The sequence below is a fragment of the Thalassospira alkalitolerans genome, assembly GCF_002115745.1.
GTDB lineage: Bacteria > Pseudomonadota > Alphaproteobacteria > Rhodospirillales > Thalassospiraceae > Thalassospira > Thalassospira alkalitolerans.
On the sequence record NZ_JFKB01000001.1, the window covers coordinates 125,228 to 143,550 of the forward strand.

The following is an 18,323-nucleotide window of genomic DNA, read 5'->3' on the forward strand; positions in this document are numbered from 1 at the left end:
AAGAGAAAAATTGATACGATAAGGGCGATCAAATGACGAAACTTGACGACCGGTTTTATACCGTTCCCGAACTGGCTGAAAATCTGGGGGTCACACCGCGCACCATCCGGTTTTACGAACAAAAGGGTCTCGTAGAACCGCAACGTGCTGGCACCACCCGGGTTTACACCCGGCAGGACCGCGCAAGGATGCTGATCATTCTGCGGGGCAAGCGATTGGGGTTCACGTTGCGTGAGATTGCAGATTATCTGGATCTTTATGGCGCGGACCCAACCCAGGCAGAGCAAATCAAGATGCTGCTGACCCGGGTCCGGGACCGGATAGACGCCTTGGAAGACCAACGCCAGGCACTGGACGTCACTTTGGATGAATTGCGTGAAATCGAACAGCAATCGATTGATGCGCTTAAAGAAAAAGAACTCGATTCGGTACCGTAATAATTTGCGCCTGGATCGCTGACAGCTCAGGAAGGAATACTCGCCATGACCAATGCCGTAATTGCCGGATATGTCCGGTCGCCTTTTACCCCTGCACGCAAAGGGGCCCTTGCCAAGGTTCGCCCCGACGACCTTGCCGCACAGGTCGTCAAAGGTTTGGTAGAGAAAACCGGGATTGATCCCAACACGATCGAGGATCTTATTCTGGGCTGTGCCTTTCCCGAAGGCGAACAGGGATTAAACGTCGCCCGTCTGGTGACGTTCCTGGCTGGTCTGCCACGGTCGGTTGCCGGTGTTACGGTCAATCGTTTCTGCGGGTCATCCATGCAGTCAATCCATCAGGCCGCCGGTGCCATTGCCATTGGTGCAGGGGATGCCTTTATCTGTGCCGGTGTCGAAAGCATGTCGCGTGTGCCGATGATGGGCTTTAACCCGATGCCAAATCCGGCCCTGTATAAAGAAATGCCCGAGGCCTATATGGGCATGGGTGACACGGCTGAAAATGTTGCGGCAAAATACAGTCTGTCACGCGCCGATCAAGAAGCATTCGCGGTTGAAAGCCACAAGAAAGCGGCGAGCGCCCAAACCGCAGGTAAATTTGTCGATGAAATCATCACGATCGAGGGTCCAGATGGCCCAATTAGCGAGGATGGCTGTATCCGTGGCGAGACCACGGTCGAAGGACTTGCCGATCTGAAACCAGCCTTTAAAGTCGATGGTGTTGTCACCGCCGGAACGTCTTCGCCGCTAACCGATGGGGCGTCTGCGGTTCTGGTTTGCTCGGAAGAATATGCCAAAAAGCATGGTCTGACGCCGCTTGCTCGCATCAAATCGGTCGCGGTTGATGGTTGCCTGCCGGAAATCATGGGCATTGGCCCCGTCGGATCATCGAAAAAGGCATTGGCACGTGCCGGTATCACCGCATCCGATCTGAGCATTGTTGAACTGAACGAGGCTTTCTCGTCACAGGCAATGGCCAGCATTTCCGATCTTGGTCTTGATATCAAAACCGTCAATATCGATGGTGGTGCATTGGCACTCGGTCATCCGCTGGGGGCGACAGGTGCGCGTATTGTTGGCAAGGCCGCAGCCCTTCTGAAACGTGAAGGCGGCAAATACGCCCTTGCATCACAATGCATTGGCGGGGGTCAGGGGATCGCGACCATTCTGGAGGCGATGTGATGGCCGATATGACAAAAGACATCAAACAGGTCGCCGTTATCGGCGCCGGTGTTATGGGGGCCGGGATCGCGGCGCATATCGCCAATTCCGGCACACCCGTTTTGTTGCTTGATATCGTTCCCGAAGGTGCCAAAAACCGTAATGCGGTTGCCGAGGGTGCGGTTGCCAAAATGCTAAAAACCGATCCGGCACCCTTTATGTCCAAACGGGTTGCCAAGCTGATCACATGCGGCAATATCGAGGACAACCTTGATCAACTGGCCACGTGCGACTGGATCATCGAAGCCGTCATTGAACGCCTTGATATCAAACAGGATTTGTATCGCAAGATCGATGAGGTTCGCGCCAAGGGATCGGTGGTGTCGTCAAACACCTCGACCATTCCGCACGCAACCCTGATCGGTGGTATGGATGCGGGCTTTGCCCAAGATTTTATCATCACCCACTTTTTCAATCCGCCGCGCTATATGCGGTTGCTGGAATTGGTGGCATCGGGATCGACCCGTAAGGGCGTGATTGACATGGTCGCCGATTTTGCGGATCGCAAACTTGGCAAAACCTGTGTCACCTGCCACGACAAACCGGGCTTTATTGCCAACCGCCTTGGCGTGTACTGGGTTCAAGCCGCCATGGTCGAGGCCATGGATCGCGGTCTGACCGTCGAAGAAGCCGACAGCGTTATCGGACGTCCGTTTGGTATTCCCAAAACCGGCGTCTTTGGCCTGATGGATTTGGTCGGGCTTGACCTGATGCCCCATGTTCAGGGCAGCATGGCCGGTGCCCTTGATAAATCCGATCCATTCCATGCAATTTACCGCGAAAGCCCGCTGGTCAGTAAACTGATCGCGGATGGCTATACCGGGCGCAAGGGCAAGGGTGGGTTTTACCGCCTGAACCGCGACGGCGGCCAGAAGGTTAAAGAATCGGTCAACCTTCAGACTGGCGAATTTGCCAAATCGGAAAAAGCCCGCGTTGAAAGCGTGCGCTTTGCGGGTAAAGACCCGCGCAAACTGATGGAAGCCGATGACAAGGGCGGCCTTTATGGCCGTGCCGTCATGGCCAAAACCCTTGCCTATGCCGCCTTCATCGCCGAGGAAGCCGCCCATTCAATCGTCGATGTCGATGATGCGATGAAGCTTGGCTATGCCTGGAAAACCGGGCCGTTCGAATTAATCGACACCATCGGTGTTGATGTCCTGATTTCGATGCTGGAGGCCGATGGGATCGAAGTTCCGGCTTTGTTGAAAAAGGCGGCCGGCAAATCGTTCTACAAGGTCGAGGACGGTAGCCTGTTTTTCCTTGGCTTTGACGGTAAATACACCAAAGTCACCCGCCCGGATGGGGTTTTGCTGTTAGAAGACATCAAACGCAAATCCAAACCGGTGGTCGGCAACCGTGCTGCATCGCTTTGGGATATTGGCGACGGTGTTGCCTGTCTTGAATTCCATACCAAAATGAACGCCATTGATGCCGAACTTTTGGGCATGGTCAAAACATCGATCCGAACGGTGAAAAAGCAGTTCAAGGCGATGGTGATCTATAACGAGGGCAGCAATTTCTCGGCCGGGGCAAACCTTGGTCTGGCGCTGTTTGCCGCCAATATCGCCGCATGGCCGGAAATCGAAAATCTGGTTGAAACCGGTCAGGAAACTTACAAGGCGCTGAAATATTCGCCGTTCCCGGTGGTTGGTGCCCCCAGTGGCCTTGCCTTGGGCGGGGGCTGTGAAGTTTTACTGCATTGTGATGCGGTGCAGGCCCATGGCGAGACCTATATCGGGTTGGTCGAACCCGGTGTTGGCCTGATCCCGGCCTGGGGCGGATGCAAGGAAATGATCCGTCGTTGGGCGGAAAATCCAAAATTCGTCAAGGGTCCGATGGCAGCCAGTGCCAAGGCATTTGAAATCATTTCTGTCGCCACCGTCGCCAAATCGGCAATGGAAGCCAAGGAAAACCTGTTTTTCCGTGCCGGTGACGGCATCACCATGAACCGCAATCGTTTGCTCGCCGATGCCAAGGCACGCGCGCTTTTGATGGTCGATGGATACGAAGCCCCCGAAGAATTTAGCTATCGCCTGCCGGGCGAAAGTGCGCGGGTGGCATTTGAAATGGCTGTCGATAGTTTCCACCGTCAGGGCAAGGCCACCGATTATGACCGTGTGGTTGCCGGGGAACTGGCCCGGGTTCTGGCGGGCGGCGATACCGACATCACCGAAGAACTTTCCGAAGACGACATGCTGGAAATGGAACGCGAAGGTTTCATGCGTCTGGTTCGTAACGAAGGCACCATGGCCCGGGTCGAGCATATGTTGCTGACCGGCAAGCCGTTGCGAAATTAGGACGAGGAGGACAGAAAATGGCACAATACAAAGCACCCCTACGCGACATGCGCTTCGTCCTTGGCGAATTGTTTGACTATAGCGATATCAATCAGATGCCCGGCTGCGAGGATTTCACCCCCGACGTCGTCGATGCCGTTCTGGAAGAAGCCGCCAAAGTTTGCGAAGAAATCCTTTATCCCATCAACCGATCCGGTGACGAAGAAGGCTGTCATTGGGATGACGGTGTCGTTACGACACCGAAAGGTTTCAAGGAAGCCTATGATGCCTTTGCCCAAGGTGGCTGGACCGGCATCGCCTGTGACCCGGTCTATGGCGGTCAGGGCGCGCCAAAATCGATCAATGCCCTGGTCGAGGAAATGATCTGTTCGACCAACCTGTCGTTTGGGATGTATCCCGGCCTGTCATTTGGCGCCTATGCGGCCCTGCACAGCCATGCTTCGGACGCATTGAAAGACAAGTTCCTGCCGAAAATGGTTGAAGGTACATGGGCGGGCACCATGTGCCTGACCGAACCGCATTGCGGCACGGATCTTGGCATCATTAAAACCAAGGCTGATCCCTTGGCTGACGGATCTTATTCCATTACCGGAACGAAAATATTTATCTCGGCCGGGGAACATGACCTGACGGAAAATATCATCCATCTGGTGTTGGCAAAATTGCCCGATGCCCCCAAAGGCACCAAGGGTATTTCCCTGTTTTTGGTGCCGAAATTCATGGTCGGTGACGATGGATCAATGGGCAAACGTAACGCGGTCAAATGCGGGTCCATCGAACACAAGATGGGGATCAAGGCATCCTCGACTTGTGTGATGAATTTTGATGGTGCCATCGGCTATTTGGTTGGCGAACCCCATCAAGGCATGCCCGCAATGTTCACCATGATGAACCAGGAACGCCTTTCGGTTGGCATTCAGGGACTTGGCCTTGGCGAAGCCGCCTATCAGGGGGCCGCGGCCTATGCCCGTGACCGTTTACAGGGTCGCGCCCTGACCGGGGCAAAAAGCCCGGAAAAACCGGCAGATTCGCTTTTGGTGCATCCCGATATCCGGCGCATGCTGCTAACCGCGCGCGCCACCAACGAAGGTTGCCGTGCAATGGGCATGTGGGTAGCCCGCGCCCTTGATACCGCCAAACATCATACCGATCCTGTCAAACGCGAAGAAGCCGAAGAATTCGTTCAACTGATGACACCAATCGTCAAAGCACTGTTCACTGATTGGGGTTTTGATAACACCAATCTTGGCGTCCAGGTCTTTGGCGGGCACGGCTACATCCGTGAATGGGGCATGGAACAATATGTTCGTGATGCCCGTATTGCCCAGATTTACGAAGGCACAAACGGCATTCAGGCACTTGACCTTGTCGGGCGCAAAATGCCGGCCAAGGCCGGGCGCAACCTGCGTCGGTTCTTCCATCCGGTGCAGGCATATATTGAAGCCAATGTATCAAAAGACGGGTTGGGCGAATTTGTCCAGCCACTGGCAAAGGCCTTTATGCGGTTGCAGCAGGCAACAGGTGAACTGGCCCAGCGCGGGATGAAAAACCCGGACGAAGCCGGGGCCGCCGCAACCGAATTCCTGCGTTTGTTTGGTCTGGTCGCGGTTGGTTTCATGTGGGCGCGCATGGCCGAGATCGCGCTTGCGAAAAAGGATGATGATCCGGACGGGTTCTATAAGACAAAACTGATCACGGCAAAGTTCTATATGGAACGTGTTTTGCCGCAATCAGGCGCGTTGTTCAGCGCGATAATGGCCGGATCGAAAACCATAATGGAACTTGACGAGGATCTTTTCTGATCATGCAACCGGGCCGCATCCCTTTGGCAGTAAACATCACGACAAGGAGCGCGCTGTGAACCTTATTTTCCGGCTGATCCGTGTACTGATCCTGTCCTGGTGGCGGCCCGGCCTTTCCCCGCGTGACCCGTCTGTCTTGGAGTTCCGCGCCTGGCCGCTGGATTTGGATATCAACATCCATATGACCAATTCGCGGTACTTTGCATTGATGGATCTGGGGCGAACCGAACTGATCCTGCGCAATGGGATTGCCAAACAGATGTTCAAACGCAAATGGCAACCCGTCATATCCGGATCAACCATGCGGTTTAAACGCGCAATCAAGCCGTTTCAACGTTTCACCCTGAAAACACAGGCGCTGTATTGGGATGAAAAAGGCTTTTATCTGGAACAACGTTTTACCGCCAAAGGCAAAACATTGGCACTTGGTGTCGTAAAGGCGGTGTTTGTCGGACCAAACGGCATTGTTTCGCCCGATGAAATTTGCCGTCTGGTCGGGACCGATGAAACATCGCCAAGTATGCCCGATTGGCTTTCGGGTTGGCCCGATATGGAAAACGCCATCGAAGCACGACTTGCGGTCTAGCCAAATAATAATCGGGCATCAATAGCCTGCGGGAGGATTTCAAATGTCGTCAGAAGACGCGGTATTGCTAAATATCGAAAACGCGATTGCGACGGTCACGCTTAATCGCCCGGATCGCATGAATGCGCTGGATCAGGCAATGGTCGCGGGCATGCTGACCGCCCTTGACCGGATAGAGGCCGATATCGATCAGATCGGTGCCGTGATTGTTCAAGGTTCCGGCGGCACATTTATGGCCGGAGGCGATGTGAAATTCTTTTACCAAATGTCGCAAAGCCCCGCCGAACAGGCCCGCCCCGAGATCGAAAAAATGATCGGCAAGGTCCATCACATCATCGAACGGCTTACGGCCTTGCCACGCCCGGTGATCGCGCGCCTTGATGGGGCGGTTGCCGGCTTTGGCATCAGCCTGATGAATGCCTGCGATTTGGCCATCGCCGCCGAGGAAACCGTTTTCACCCTGGCCTATTGCCATATCGGCACATCCCCCGATGGCGGATCGACCCATTCGCTGGTGCGCCTTGTCGGCATGAAAAAGGCCAAGGAAATCGCCTTTCTTGGCGACCGGTTTGGCGCGGATGAGGCCCAGGATTGCGGCCTGATCAACAAGGTAGTCCCCGCGGCCCAGCTTGATCAGGCGGTATCGGAACTGGCCCTTCGGCTGTCACATGGACCACGGGATGCGATTGCACGCACCAAGGCATTACTAAATGCCGCACCGGAAAACCGTCTGGCGACACAATTGGCATCCGAGGCCAAAGCCTTTGCCGATTGCGCGGTCAGTGACGATTTCCGTGAAGGCGTTACCGCCTTTGTTGAAAAACGCCGTCCGCAATTTGGCAAATCATAAAAAGATCTTTCAGGGAAAACGACCATGGCAAGTCTTGCAGGAAAAACAGTATTCATCACCGGTGCATCGCGCGGCATTGGCAAGGCGATTGCCCTGCGTGCCGCACGTGATGGCGCCAATATTGCGGTGATCGCCAAAACCGACGAGCCACATCCAAAACTGCCCGGCACCATCCATAGTGCGGCGGCCGAAATCGAAGCAGCCGGGGGCCGCGCATTGGCCCTTAAGACCGATATCCGCGAGGAAGACCAAATCGCCGAGGCCGTTGCCAAAACAATCGAGGCCTTTGGCAGGATCGATATCCTGATCAACAATGCCAGCGCGATCAATCTGACGTCAACACTGCAAACCCCGATGAAGCGGTTTGATTTGATGCATCAGGTCAATACCCGGGCAAGCTTTGCCTGTGCGCAGGCCTGCCTGCCGCATCTGATGAAATCGGATAACCCGCATATCCTGACCATGTCACCACCACCGAACCTGTCGGCGCAATGGTTTGCCAATCACACGGCCTATACGATTTCAAAATACGGTATGAGCCTTGTCACCCTTGGCCTTGCAGCCGAATTTGCCGATGAAGGTGTTGCCGTCAATTCCCTGTGGCCGGTCACAGTAATTGAAACCGCCGCTCTTAACATGATCCCGGGCCTTGAACAGGGCCGGGCGCGCAGGCCAGACATCATTTCCGATGCCGCACATGCCATTCTGACATCGCCCGCGCGTGCGGTCACCGGTGGTTTCTTTACCGATGAAAGTGTGCTTGAGGCCATCGGGATCACTGATTTTGAACAATACAATCTGACACCGGGCAAATCGCCCTATCCGGACTTCTTCCTTGAACCAGACCGGAACGGCAAAAACGACCCGCAGGTCGTCAGATTGCTTGAAAAACTGGCCGCTGCCCACAAAGCCGCCTGAACTATTTTTTCGTCAACGTTGGGGAGTGTGTGCCCTGACGTCACCGGGACCTGAATTCACATTGTGAAATTGGGTCCCACTCGCCCGCTGAACTCGACCCGCCCCTTTGGGCGGGTTCTTTTTGGGCTGATAAAATCAGATCCCGGAAACAACAAAGCACCGCCCGATTGGCAGTGCTTTGTTGGGAATGCGCAAATGACGTTGAGGGTAAGACAAGTCAGCGCAAATCTTTGAAAATATTAGGAAACGGCGCGGCGATCCAGCGACTGGCGCGGCATCACACAGCTTTTAAGCACCGGCGTCGGGCACATCATCTGTATCGACAAGGCCGCAGCCAAATCGCCATTGGCGTGGTCACGATCCAAAAACCGTTCTGACCAGATATGATCACAATTGGCCGACAGAAACGCACACCGCATCATGGCAAAACCAGTCGCCCCAAAGCAATCGTCCTGACCGCTTAGATTGGCAAGCCAGCTTGCAATCGCATCATGGGCAGCCTGATCAAGGATATCCTGCATGCTTTCCTTTTCTGTCGCAGGAACAGCGTCCTGCGCAAGGGCGGTGCGCAATTCATTTACCAGACGCTGATGGGCCTGCGGATTATCGACCTTGAACGAACGCAGCCATGCGTGCGCCGTTTCGTCGATCAGGCGTGTCACTGCCGCGGATTCAAAAGCGGCATAGGAAAATCCCTGTGATGCAATGGTCAGGTCGGTCATGTTTATGGCCCTTCGGGCTAAATGGCGACAATCTGCGATTAACTCTTTGGTAAGGATTATAATCACCGAAAAACCGCGACATATTTTGATCAAATCAGGGCGTTTTTGTGGCGCGATCCATGCAATAAAATCAATGCTCTATGCCAAATTGTCGGATAATTTGGCATCATCATCCTTTTTCCCTGCCATGATCTGGTCCAAGGGTTTGACCGGCCATGACAGGATTTTAAGTTTTTCATCACGCGTCAGGCTTTCAACACCAAGACGGGCCAGCTTTTCATAGATAATGCCGATCTCGATCTGAGTACGACGATCCGGCTTGCGCACAGGCAACAGGGCCGAATGCAGCGCATTGGCAAACGGGTCTTCGATCAGGCGCAACAAGCCATCCTTGACGTTTGCATCCGGTGCCTCGGCACTTAACCGTGCAAGCGTCTGCAATTCTTCGGGTTTTTCAGTTTCTTCGGGCGTCACAAACAGGTTCATCCGGCGCGCTGCCCGCCCGATTGCAAGACTGCTGGACCAATGGGTTAACCATGGGGCCAGCACCAAACCGGCCAGAATGGGTGACAACCACCAGAAAAACGCCGCATCAACAAACAGCGCCACCGCCCCCCAGATCAAGCCAATCACGATAATCGTGCGATGGGTTTTAAAGGCCGCAGCCAATGGGACACCGGTATCGTCACGTTCCTGCGCGTCCCAGCCAACCTGATTACCGGTTAGAACCGAAAACACAAATTGCGCATGCAGCATCATCATGATCGGCGCCTGAAGCGCCGAATACAGCGTTTCAAGCACACCACTGGCCAAAACCATGACCCCGCCATATTTTTTGCGATCCCGGCCAAGGCAGACCATCAGGATCGAAATAATCTTGGGCACCACCAACATGCCAATGGTAAAGACCAGTAACACAAGCATTTCAAATGACCGGTCAACCGGCCATTGCGGGAACATGGTGAACTGGCTGGGGAAAAAGCTATAGGTCAGTTGTGTGTTTTGCAGCGTTGCAATCGTCGAACTCAACAACAACAACAACCATAACGGCGACGAGCCAAAGCTCATCACCCCCATAAAGAAATGCAACCGGCTAAGCGGTCTGAAACCCGGCGCAAACAAAAGACGCGCGTGTTGCATATTGCCCTGACACCAGCGACGATCCCGGATGGCATAATCAATCAGATTCGGCGGCAATTCTTCCCAACTGCCTTCTAATTGCGGGATCAGCCAACACCGCCAGCCAGCCTTGCGCATAAAGGCGGCCTCGACAAAATCATGGCTTAGGATATGTCCGCCCATCGGCGGTTTTCCTGACAGAACCGGCAGGCCGCAACAGTCGATAAAGGCCTGTACGCGAATGATCGCGTTATGCCCCCAATAATTCGAACTGCCCATGCACCAAAATGACAAACCCGCCGACATGGTCGGGCCATGCACGCGCGAAATGAACTGCAAGATACGAGCAAAAAGTGTCTGACGGCCGGTGGGTTGCGGCGGGCTTTGAATGATCCCGGCATCAGGATTGTTTTCCATCAGATAGGCCATATTCACCATGGCCTCGCCCGACATGACACTATCGGCATCAAAGACGATCATATGATCATAATTTGCCGCATAGGTTTCGCAGAATTCCTTAAGATTTCCGGATTTGCGTTCGGTATTTTCCGCCCGCCTGCGAAAGAAAATCCTGCCGCGTGCCTTCAAGTCCGAACATGCTTTGGCCCATGCCATTTCCTCGGCGATCCAGATATCGGGATCGCGGGTATCAGACAGAACAAAGAAATCAAACGCAGCAATTTCGCCCGTCGCGGCAAGACTTTCATAACTTGCCCGAAGACCGGCAAAAACCCGGTTGGGGTCTTCGTTATAGACCGGGATCACAACAACGTTTTTGGATCGCAACGATCCTTTGCGCGAAATCGGTTTCAAACGTTTAAGAGTAATCGCATCGATTTTAAGCCCGCGCAGGACAAGTCCGACGACCCCGGTAAAGAAGGATACTGAAATCCAGGCAAAATTGATCGTAAAGAAGGCGATCACCACCATTTCCATAATGGTCAGCTGATCCGAACCCAAAACATCGGTCATCATCCCTGCGGCATAGGCCGTGGCCAAAACAGACGCCCCAAACAGGAAGAACCGCCGCCATCCAACACCGGGCCCGCGCAGCTTGACCGTCGGATCAAGGTGATCTTCGTTGAGGGCATTGCCGTTGACGGCTTTGGACACAGGATCAGACATCCGGTTCATATAGTTTTACCTGAATTCAATTCGCGACTGTTGCACAACGAAACGCAGCAAGCGGGGAAATGTGCCCGCCATTCATGCGTTTGCCGAAAATCCCTGGGCCTAGAAGACCCACGGCATGGTCCAGGTTTCGCTAAGGACCCGGCCGTCATATTGCAGAAAGGCACGCAAATTCGAACTCGCCGCTTCGCCGGTTCCGATTAGATCGAAAATCACGCGCACACCGCCATTTTCGGTATCCTTCACAATCCGGACATTTCGGACAACGGCATTTGACGCGCTGATATCTGCTGACAGGTGATCAAGATCGGCAAGGTAATAATCAAGTTCTTCACCGGCGAAATTCAACATAAACCGCGTGGCCGCAGGTTCATCATCGCCAAGTGCTGGAACCGCCATGATGCGGGTATCCGTCACCTGTGACAGTTCGTGCAGTTCACGGCCATCCTGTGTTGCCGCAATCTGATACTCAAAGGTCAGCTCCGTTCCGGCTGCGGGCTTGTTTTGCGGCACCCAAAACGCGACGATATTGTCATTACCCTCGCTTGGGCTGGGGATTTCAACCAATTCAACATGGCCTTTTCCCCAATCGCCCTTGGGCTTTACCCAATAACCCGGCTGATCTTCGAAACGAGTTTCAAGATCCTGATAATGGTCGAAATTGCGGTCACGCTGCAAAAGCCCAAAACCGCGCGGGTTTTCGTCCAAAAACGAACTGATTTGCAAATTTGCCGGATTATCAAGCGGACGCCACAGCCATTCACCACGACCATTATTGATCAACAACCCATCGCTGGAATGTACTTCGCCGCGATAATCATCAAACTGACGGCGTTTCTGTTCACCAAACAAGAACATGCTGTTAAGCGGTGCCAGACCGATTTTTTCAACCCGATCACGGAAAAACAATGTGCCGCTGACATCGACCTTGCTGTTGGCACCCGGACGAATGTCGAACCGATACGCACCCGTCACACGCGCGCTGTCAAGCAAGGCAAATACCGTGATTTTGGTTTCGCCGTCTTTGGGGGCGATGATCCAGAATTCACGAAATGCCGGGATTTCCTCGCCCGATGGGCCACCAAGATCAACCGTCAGGCCACGCGCCATCTGACCGACAACCTGATCACGTCCCTGAATGCGAAAATACGACGCGCCAAGGAATGTGGCCAGTTCATCACTGCCCTTCACACTGCCCAGCGGATACCGCAGGCGGAACCCGGCATAGCCTTGGGTCGAAAAATCATTCGCCGAAAGACCGGTTTCACCAAAATCAAACAGACCGGCGGAATAAGGAACAGCCTGTACCTGCCCATCACGGACCAAGTTGATGGCAATCGGCACATCATACATATTGCCCGGATGATAAAGATCCAGCGCAAAACCCGACTTTGCCTGACTAAAGAATGCCTTTTGCGATTTGAAACGGATTTTTGCGTAATCTTCGGCACTCAGATTAGCCAATGCTTCGGGCAGATCACGGTGCGGGCTTTCAAATGGTTGCCCGGCAAGATTACGCGCCCGGTCAATCACCTGTGCAGGATCAAAGGCAACCGGCACCGCAATACCGGGTTTTTCTGGCATATGCGGAACCGGGGTTGCGCCATCGGCTGCTGAACCATCAGGGGGGGATTGCGTATTTACAGTCGGTTGCTCAGCCGGTGTGATCGGCATGGCCGGTTCCAAAGACGTGGCAGATGCCGAAGACGGAGCGGGTTGCAACGCATTGGCATCAGGCTGACCATTTGACGGAACCTTGGCCGATACACTGTCCGGCGCACTATCTTGTGCGCGTGCGAGACCCTCCGCGCCAAACGACAAAAACCCTGCAAGCACAACCGCAAGCAGAGCATGAACCGAGACCTTGGCAACACGCTTTTGAAATCTGTACATATTTCCCGTCTTAGTTTCCCAACCGATCGGCGAATTGATCACCAGAAATGTTTTGCTTAAAGAACGGGGCAGCAATGTGACAGGATATTGATAAGAATCCGGTCACGACGCTATTCCACGGTGTCCCCAAGTTCCGCATCCTGCGTCTTTACGCCTGTCCCGACCAATCACAAAGCAGCATTTTTGCATGGGGTATCCCCCTGAAATGCAGGGATTTTTATCTTGACGGAAAGAAAATTCCGACTTGGTCAGACGCGCTATAACCCATCCGAAAATATCGGGGGGTCTGCGTTGGGTGACGGACCTTAAATTTTGCCGGGCGAAGACCGGAAATGGCACTGAAACGCACGCACCAATGCCGTGGTCAACGATACCCGACATCACAGACAACCGTTTTCAAACTCCAGCCGGGTGTTCGATATTCCAGATTCGGTCGAATGCCGCGTGCAGGGTAATCAGAATATATGCCAATCTTAAATTCCGCGATTGGCACGCAACAACCCGCCCAGCCCTAAAACCGCAAAGCCCTAGCTGTTGCCATGTTCATGGCAGAAATGAAGAAGACCGGTCGGGTTGGCGACCGGTCTTCTCGTCGTCAGATGATTTAAGGGGAGACCATCTGAGTTCTGATAAAATTGTAAAAGGGCATATCCTCGGCGTTAATAGCCGACGGCACAGCCATCCTTGCGCGAATCGGATCCGGCAACATAGCCATTCTCGGTTTTGGCAATCAGCTGTGCGCCGCCGAAACCAAAATTGGTGCTGTCGGGTGTTTCAACCGCAATCGCGTGGCCCTTGGCTTTCAATGCTTCGATCACATCGACACCAATGGAGGCCTCAACCGCGACTTCAAGCCCCGAAAGCGCCTGCCAGCGCGGTGCATCGGCTGCAGTTTGCGGGTCCTGCCCCCAAAGCTGGGTGCGCAGGGTCATTTGCAAATGACCCTGCGCCTGCATCGGCCCGCCCATGACGCCAAAGCTCATGACTGGATTGCCATCATCGCCCATCAGGAAGGCCGGGATGATTGTCTGGAATGGGCGTTTGCCACCAGCAACCTGATTGGGATGACCGTCTTTCAGACTGAAACCAAAACCACGGTTTTGCAAACTGATCGAGGTACCTGGCACCACAGCACCGGAACCAAATCCCATATAGTTCGACTGGATAAACGACACCATCATGCCGTTTTCATCAGCCGCAGTAACATAAACCGTGCCGCCATGCTTGGGCGCACCGGCCTTGAAATCCTGGGCTTTGTTGGCATCAATCAAGGCTGCCCGTGATTTCAGATAATCATCTGACAGCAGATGCTCGACCGTAACATCACACATGTGATCAAGGTCGGCGACATATTCAGCCATATCGGCAAAGGCAAGTTTCATTGCCTCCATCTCAAGATGCAGGGCCTCGACCGAGTCCGGGGTATAATCGGTGATATTGGTATGGCGCAAAATGCCAAGTGCGATCAGGGCGGAAATCCCCTGCCCGTTTGGCGGAATTTCATGCAGCTTGACCTTGCCAAAGCTTTGCGAAATCGTGCCCACCCAATCGGCCTTGTGATTGCCAAGGTCATCTTCGGTAAGGACCGCGCCATTTTCCTTGGCATGGGCGGCGATTTTTCTCGCCAGTGCCCCACGATAGAAACTTTCGCCTTTGGTCTGTGCGATGTCGATCAAGCTATCCGCGATGGCGCGATTGACAAACAATTCGCCCGCTTTGGGGGCTTTACCACCGGGCAGAAATGCCTCGGCAAAGCCTGGCTGCTTGCCCAAAACATCCCCGCCTTTTTGCCACAGGGTGGCAATGATCGGCGAGACCGCAAAACCACGGGTGGCATAATCAATCGCCGGCTCAAACAGCTTTTCAAATGGCAGTTTGCCGAACTTTTCAGAAATCTCGCGCCAGGCGGAAACCGCACCGGGGACCGTCACCGAATCCCAGCCACGCTGGGGCATAGCATCCATCCCGGCAAACCGTTCGGGCGACCATGCCGCTGGTGCCCGGCCCGATGCATTCAGGCCGTGCAATTCCTTGCCGTCCCAAATAATCGCATAGGCATCCGAACCCAGACCATTGCCGGTCGGTTCAACCACGGTCAAGGCAATAGCCGATGCAAGGGCCGCATCGGCGGCATTGCCGCCAGCAAGCAACATGCGTAATCCGGCCTGTGCGGCCAATGGTTGCGATGTCGAAACAATATTGCGCGCCAGAACCGGTGACCGGCGTGAGGCATAAAGCGCGTCATGACGAAGTTTCATTGGAGTCTCCTAGCAGGGCTTAGTCGCCGTCCTGTTCATCAGTGGCGGGACGGTTCTTTTGGCGCATTTTCAGGATCGACCGCACACTGAAGATAACAGACAACAAGGCGGCAACCAGCAGAACAGCGGAAATCGGGCGGGTAAAGAACACCGTCCAATCACCATCACTCATCAAAGCGCGACGCAGATTGGTTTCGGCAATCGGCCCCAAAATTACCCCCAGCACCAGTGGTGCCAACGGATAATCCAGCGATTTCAGGCCATAACCAATCAGACCAATCGCACCAAGCAAGTAAAGATCACTGACACGGTTATTGAGCGCAAAGGCGCCGATGACACAACAAATCATGACAGTCGGTACAATGAATTGCTTGGGAATGTCAGTCACACGCAAGAACAGGCGCATCGACAACACACAGACCACCAGCATCATCAACGATGAGACAACCATGGCAACAAACATGCCATAGGCCAGATCGGGATGATCCATGATCAGGCGTGGCCCAACCGAAACGCCATGCACCATCAGGGCCGCCATCAGGATCGCATCGACAGCCGACCCCGGAATACCCAGTGCAATCATCGGGATCAAACCGCCACCAGCCGTGGCTGAATTACCGGCCTCGGAGGCAACAACCCCATCGGCAATACCCTTGCCAAATTTTTCTGGCGTTTTCGATGACCGTTTGGCCTGATCATAAGCCAAAAGATTGGCAATCGATCCCCCGGCACCGGGCAAAGCCCCGATTACCACACCAATCAACGAGGACCGCACCAGATTGACCGGATGCATCAGAACTTCGCGCATCACCGCCCAGGTTTTGAAATCAATACTATCAGGGATCAATGCCTGACCGGATTTTTCACCCTGGTCTTCGACTTCACTCATCAGCTGGCTGATCGCGAAAATGCCAATCAGAACAACCAGGAACGGCAGGCCGGGCATTAGAATATCAGACTCAAACGTCAAACGCGGGCGCCCCATCATCGGATCGGGACCAATCGTTGCCAGCCCAAGACCGATCACACCGGCAATCAAACCGCGCATCAATGAATTGCCGACAAGACTTGCAACAACAGTCAGCGCAAACACGATCAACGAGAAATATTCCCACGGGCCCAGCTTGACCGCAATCAGGGCCAGCGGTGGTGCGGCAACAATCAGGATGACGGTTGAAATCACTGTCCCAAAGAACGACGCCCAGACACCAAGTGAAAGCGCACGCCCCGGTTCGCCACCACGTGCCATCGGAAAGGCATCAAATGTGGTCGCAACCGAACTTGGCGTTCCGGGGATTCCCAAAAGAGCGGCACTGATCAGGCCACCGGTATAACCGCCGACATAAACCGATAACATCACCGACACACCCTGTAACGGGTCCATGGCAAAGGTCAGCGGCAAGGTCAGAATAATGGCCATAGTGACGGTAAAGCCCGGAATGGCAGCTGCCACGATCCCGGCAACTGAACCAATCAGCATATATATCAGGGTATCAAACGCGAAAACCTGATGGGCACCGGCAAGAAATGCATCCAACATCATCGTAAACTTTTACTAGCCCGCAAACAGGACGCCGCGCGGCAGAAATACGTTAAAGACACCAGCAAACAACATGTTCAGCCCGACCGAGAAAATCAGGGCGGCGATCACGGATTGAATGACAGTCTTTTTTGAAATGTCCGCGATCAGCAATTGCGCGATCAGCAGGAACACAAAAGTCGCAAGCGAGAACCCGGCATATGGCAAAGCGCCAAGGTAAACCGCTAGCAAACCGAAAATGGCAAAGGATATGCGCCGAATTTTAATCCAGCGGCAAAGTGCCGATCCCAATCCGTCAAGCTTGCCTATCTTGCGGATATCAATCACCGCACGTACGGCCGCCATCAGGCATAAAATCGCCAAAACGGCAAAAACCAGTTTGGGAAACGATCCAGCACCCAAGGGCTCCCAGCGTGAACTTGGCAATTGTCCGGCTCGCCAGGACAAATAAACAGAGCCCAAACCAAAAACGAGATACGAGATCAGCCGTGCAAATTCATTGCGTGCACGAGAAACACCGGATGCAAATGCACCCGGTGTTGCTGTCTCTTCGGGACGGCTCGTCATCCCTGAAGCTTGCCGACAAGACGGCCAACCGTCGCGTCGAGTTTCCCAAGATAGGTTTTGTATTCTTCCTGACCCAGGAACACAGCCTCAGAACCAACATTCTTGATCTTTTCAATCACGTCGGGACGTTTCATGACCTTGGCAAGAATGGCTTCAAGCTGATCAGCAACTTCCTGCGGGGTGCCTTTAGGCAGAACTACACCGCGCGTCACGGTCAGATCGGCATCAACACCGAGTTCTTTCAGGGTCGGGACAGTCGGTTCGTCATCGGTGCGTTCCGGCGTACCAACAGCAGCAAAGATCAGATCGCCATTTTCAACAAACTGACCGGCCGAGGATACATCACCAATGGCAACATCAATATTGCCGCCAACCAACGCACGGATACGCTGACCGGTACCTTCATAACCGACATAGCTGAACTGGATGCCAAGCGCATCTTCGATCATCGCCATATGCAGATGCGGGACACCGGCAAGTGTTACACCGGCACGGATCGCGCCCGGGTGTTCCTTGGCATAAGCGACCATTTCTTCAAAGTTCGAGAAATTGTCGTTTTTTGACAGCGTCAGATATTGCGGCGAAGACGCCAGCAAACCGATCGGCATGAAGCTGTTCCAGTTCAGATCCGTGATACCGGTCGCATTCGAGATCAGAAGACCTTCGTGAATCTGCGAAATGGTATAACCATCTGCCGGGCGTTTGGCGAATTCGGCAAGACCGACATTACCACCAACACCGGGCATATTGATCACGGGAACGGCCTGACCGGTTTCATCGGCAAGACCTTGGGCAACGATGCGCATCAGCGTGTCACTGCCGCCACCCGGGCCCCAAGGCACGATAAATTCAATTGGTTTTTCGGGATAGTTCTGAGCCTGTGCGGGCGCGACCATTGATGCGGCCATCAAGCCTGCGGCTACGGCAATCTTGCGGAACATATGTTCTGCCTCCTGATGCATTCCTGATCCAATAGCAAACC

14 protein-coding genes are annotated in these 18,323 nt (G+C 54.0%); 7 read left to right on the forward strand and 7 right to left on the reverse strand.

Features of this window, described 5'->3' with window-relative positions:
* Positions 1-32 precede the first annotated feature (32 nt).
* From TALK_RS00550 to TALK_RS00580, 7 genes are read left to right on the forward strand one after another with little or no spacing between them, the layout of a single operon-like run.
* Positions 33-437, forward strand: coding sequence for a MerR family transcriptional regulator (locus TALK_RS00550; protein ID WP_085614810.1), 405 nt, complete (start codon positions 33-35; stop codon positions 435-437).
* A gap of 45 nt (positions 438-482) precedes the next feature.
* Entirely contained in the window at positions 483-1,619 is a 1,137-nt protein-coding gene (locus tag TALK_RS00555; RefSeq protein ID WP_085614812.1) for a thiolase family protein, read from the forward strand.
* A gap of 8 nt (positions 1,620-1,627) precedes the next feature.
* Complete coding sequence (locus TALK_RS00560; RefSeq protein ID WP_085615674.1) at positions 1,628-3,955, forward strand: 3-hydroxyacyl-CoA dehydrogenase/enoyl-CoA hydratase family protein; 2,328 nt, start codon at positions 1,628-1,630, stop codon at positions 3,953-3,955.
* 17 nt (positions 3,956-3,972) lie between these two features.
* On the forward strand, positions 3,973-5,757 hold the full coding sequence (locus TALK_RS00565; RefSeq protein ID WP_085614814.1) for an acyl-CoA dehydrogenase C-terminal domain-containing protein: 1,785 nt from the start codon (positions 3,973-3,975) through the stop codon (positions 5,755-5,757).
* A 55-nt stretch (positions 5,758-5,812) separates the two neighbouring features.
* Entirely contained in the window at positions 5,813-6,343 is a 531-nt protein-coding gene (locus TALK_RS00570) for an acyl-CoA thioesterase (protein ID WP_085614816.1), read from the forward strand.
* 43 nt (positions 6,344-6,386) lie between these two features.
* Positions 6,387-7,193 carry an enoyl-CoA hydratase/isomerase family protein gene (locus tag TALK_RS00575; RefSeq protein ID WP_085614818.1) on the forward strand — a complete coding sequence of 269 codons (807 nt, stop codon included), beginning with the start codon at positions 6,387-6,389 and terminating at the stop codon, positions 7,191-7,193.
* A 24-nt stretch (positions 7,194-7,217) separates the two neighbouring features.
* Positions 7,218-8,111: an SDR family oxidoreductase gene (locus TALK_RS00580; RefSeq protein ID WP_085614820.1), complete on the forward strand. Its 894-nt coding sequence runs from the start codon at positions 7,218-7,220 to the stop codon at positions 8,109-8,111.
* A 239-nt stretch (positions 8,112-8,350) separates the two neighbouring features.
* On the opposite strand, the gene TALK_RS00585 is transcribed toward TALK_RS00580, so the two are convergent.
* From TALK_RS00585 to TALK_RS00615, 7 genes are all read right to left on the reverse strand, one after another.
* Positions 8,351-8,833, reverse strand: a complete 483-nt coding sequence (locus tag TALK_RS00585) for a hypothetical protein (protein WP_085614822.1) — start codon at positions 8,831-8,833, stop codon at positions 8,351-8,353.
* Positions 8,834-8,971: 138 nt separating this feature from the next.
* Positions 8,972-11,086: a glucans biosynthesis glucosyltransferase MdoH gene (gene mdoH, locus TALK_RS00590; RefSeq protein WP_085614824.1), complete on the reverse strand. Its 2,115-nt coding sequence runs from the start codon at positions 11,084-11,086 to the stop codon at positions 8,972-8,974.
* Positions 11,087-11,185: 99 nt separating this feature from the next.
* On the reverse strand, positions 11,186-12,976 hold the full coding sequence (locus tag TALK_RS00595; RefSeq protein ID WP_245829614.1) for an OpgD/OpgG family glucan biosynthesis protein: 1,791 nt from the start codon (positions 12,974-12,976) through the stop codon (positions 11,186-11,188).
* A 659-nt stretch (positions 12,977-13,635) separates the two neighbouring features.
* The gene (locus tag TALK_RS00600; protein WP_085614826.1) at positions 13,636-15,234 is read right to left on the reverse strand and encodes a gamma-glutamyltransferase family protein; all 1,599 of its coding nucleotides are present in this window, start codon (positions 15,232-15,234) and stop codon (positions 13,636-13,638) included.
* A 19-nt stretch (positions 15,235-15,253) separates the two neighbouring features.
* Positions 15,254-16,777, reverse strand: a complete 1,524-nt coding sequence (locus TALK_RS00605; protein WP_139833680.1) for a tripartite tricarboxylate transporter permease — start codon at positions 16,775-16,777, stop codon at positions 15,254-15,256.
* A 12-nt stretch (positions 16,778-16,789) separates the two neighbouring features.
* Positions 16,790-17,341, reverse strand: a complete 552-nt coding sequence (locus TALK_RS00610; protein WP_085614830.1) for a tripartite tricarboxylate transporter TctB family protein — start codon at positions 17,339-17,341, stop codon at positions 16,790-16,792.
* Positions 17,338-18,282 carry a Bug family tripartite tricarboxylate transporter substrate binding protein gene (locus TALK_RS00615; protein WP_085614831.1) on the reverse strand — a complete coding sequence of 315 codons (945 nt, stop codon included), beginning with the start codon at positions 18,280-18,282 and terminating at the stop codon, positions 17,338-17,340. The genes TALK_RS00610 and TALK_RS00615 overlap by 4 nt, the downstream gene beginning before the upstream one ends.
* Positions 18,283-18,323: the final 41 nt, after the last annotated feature.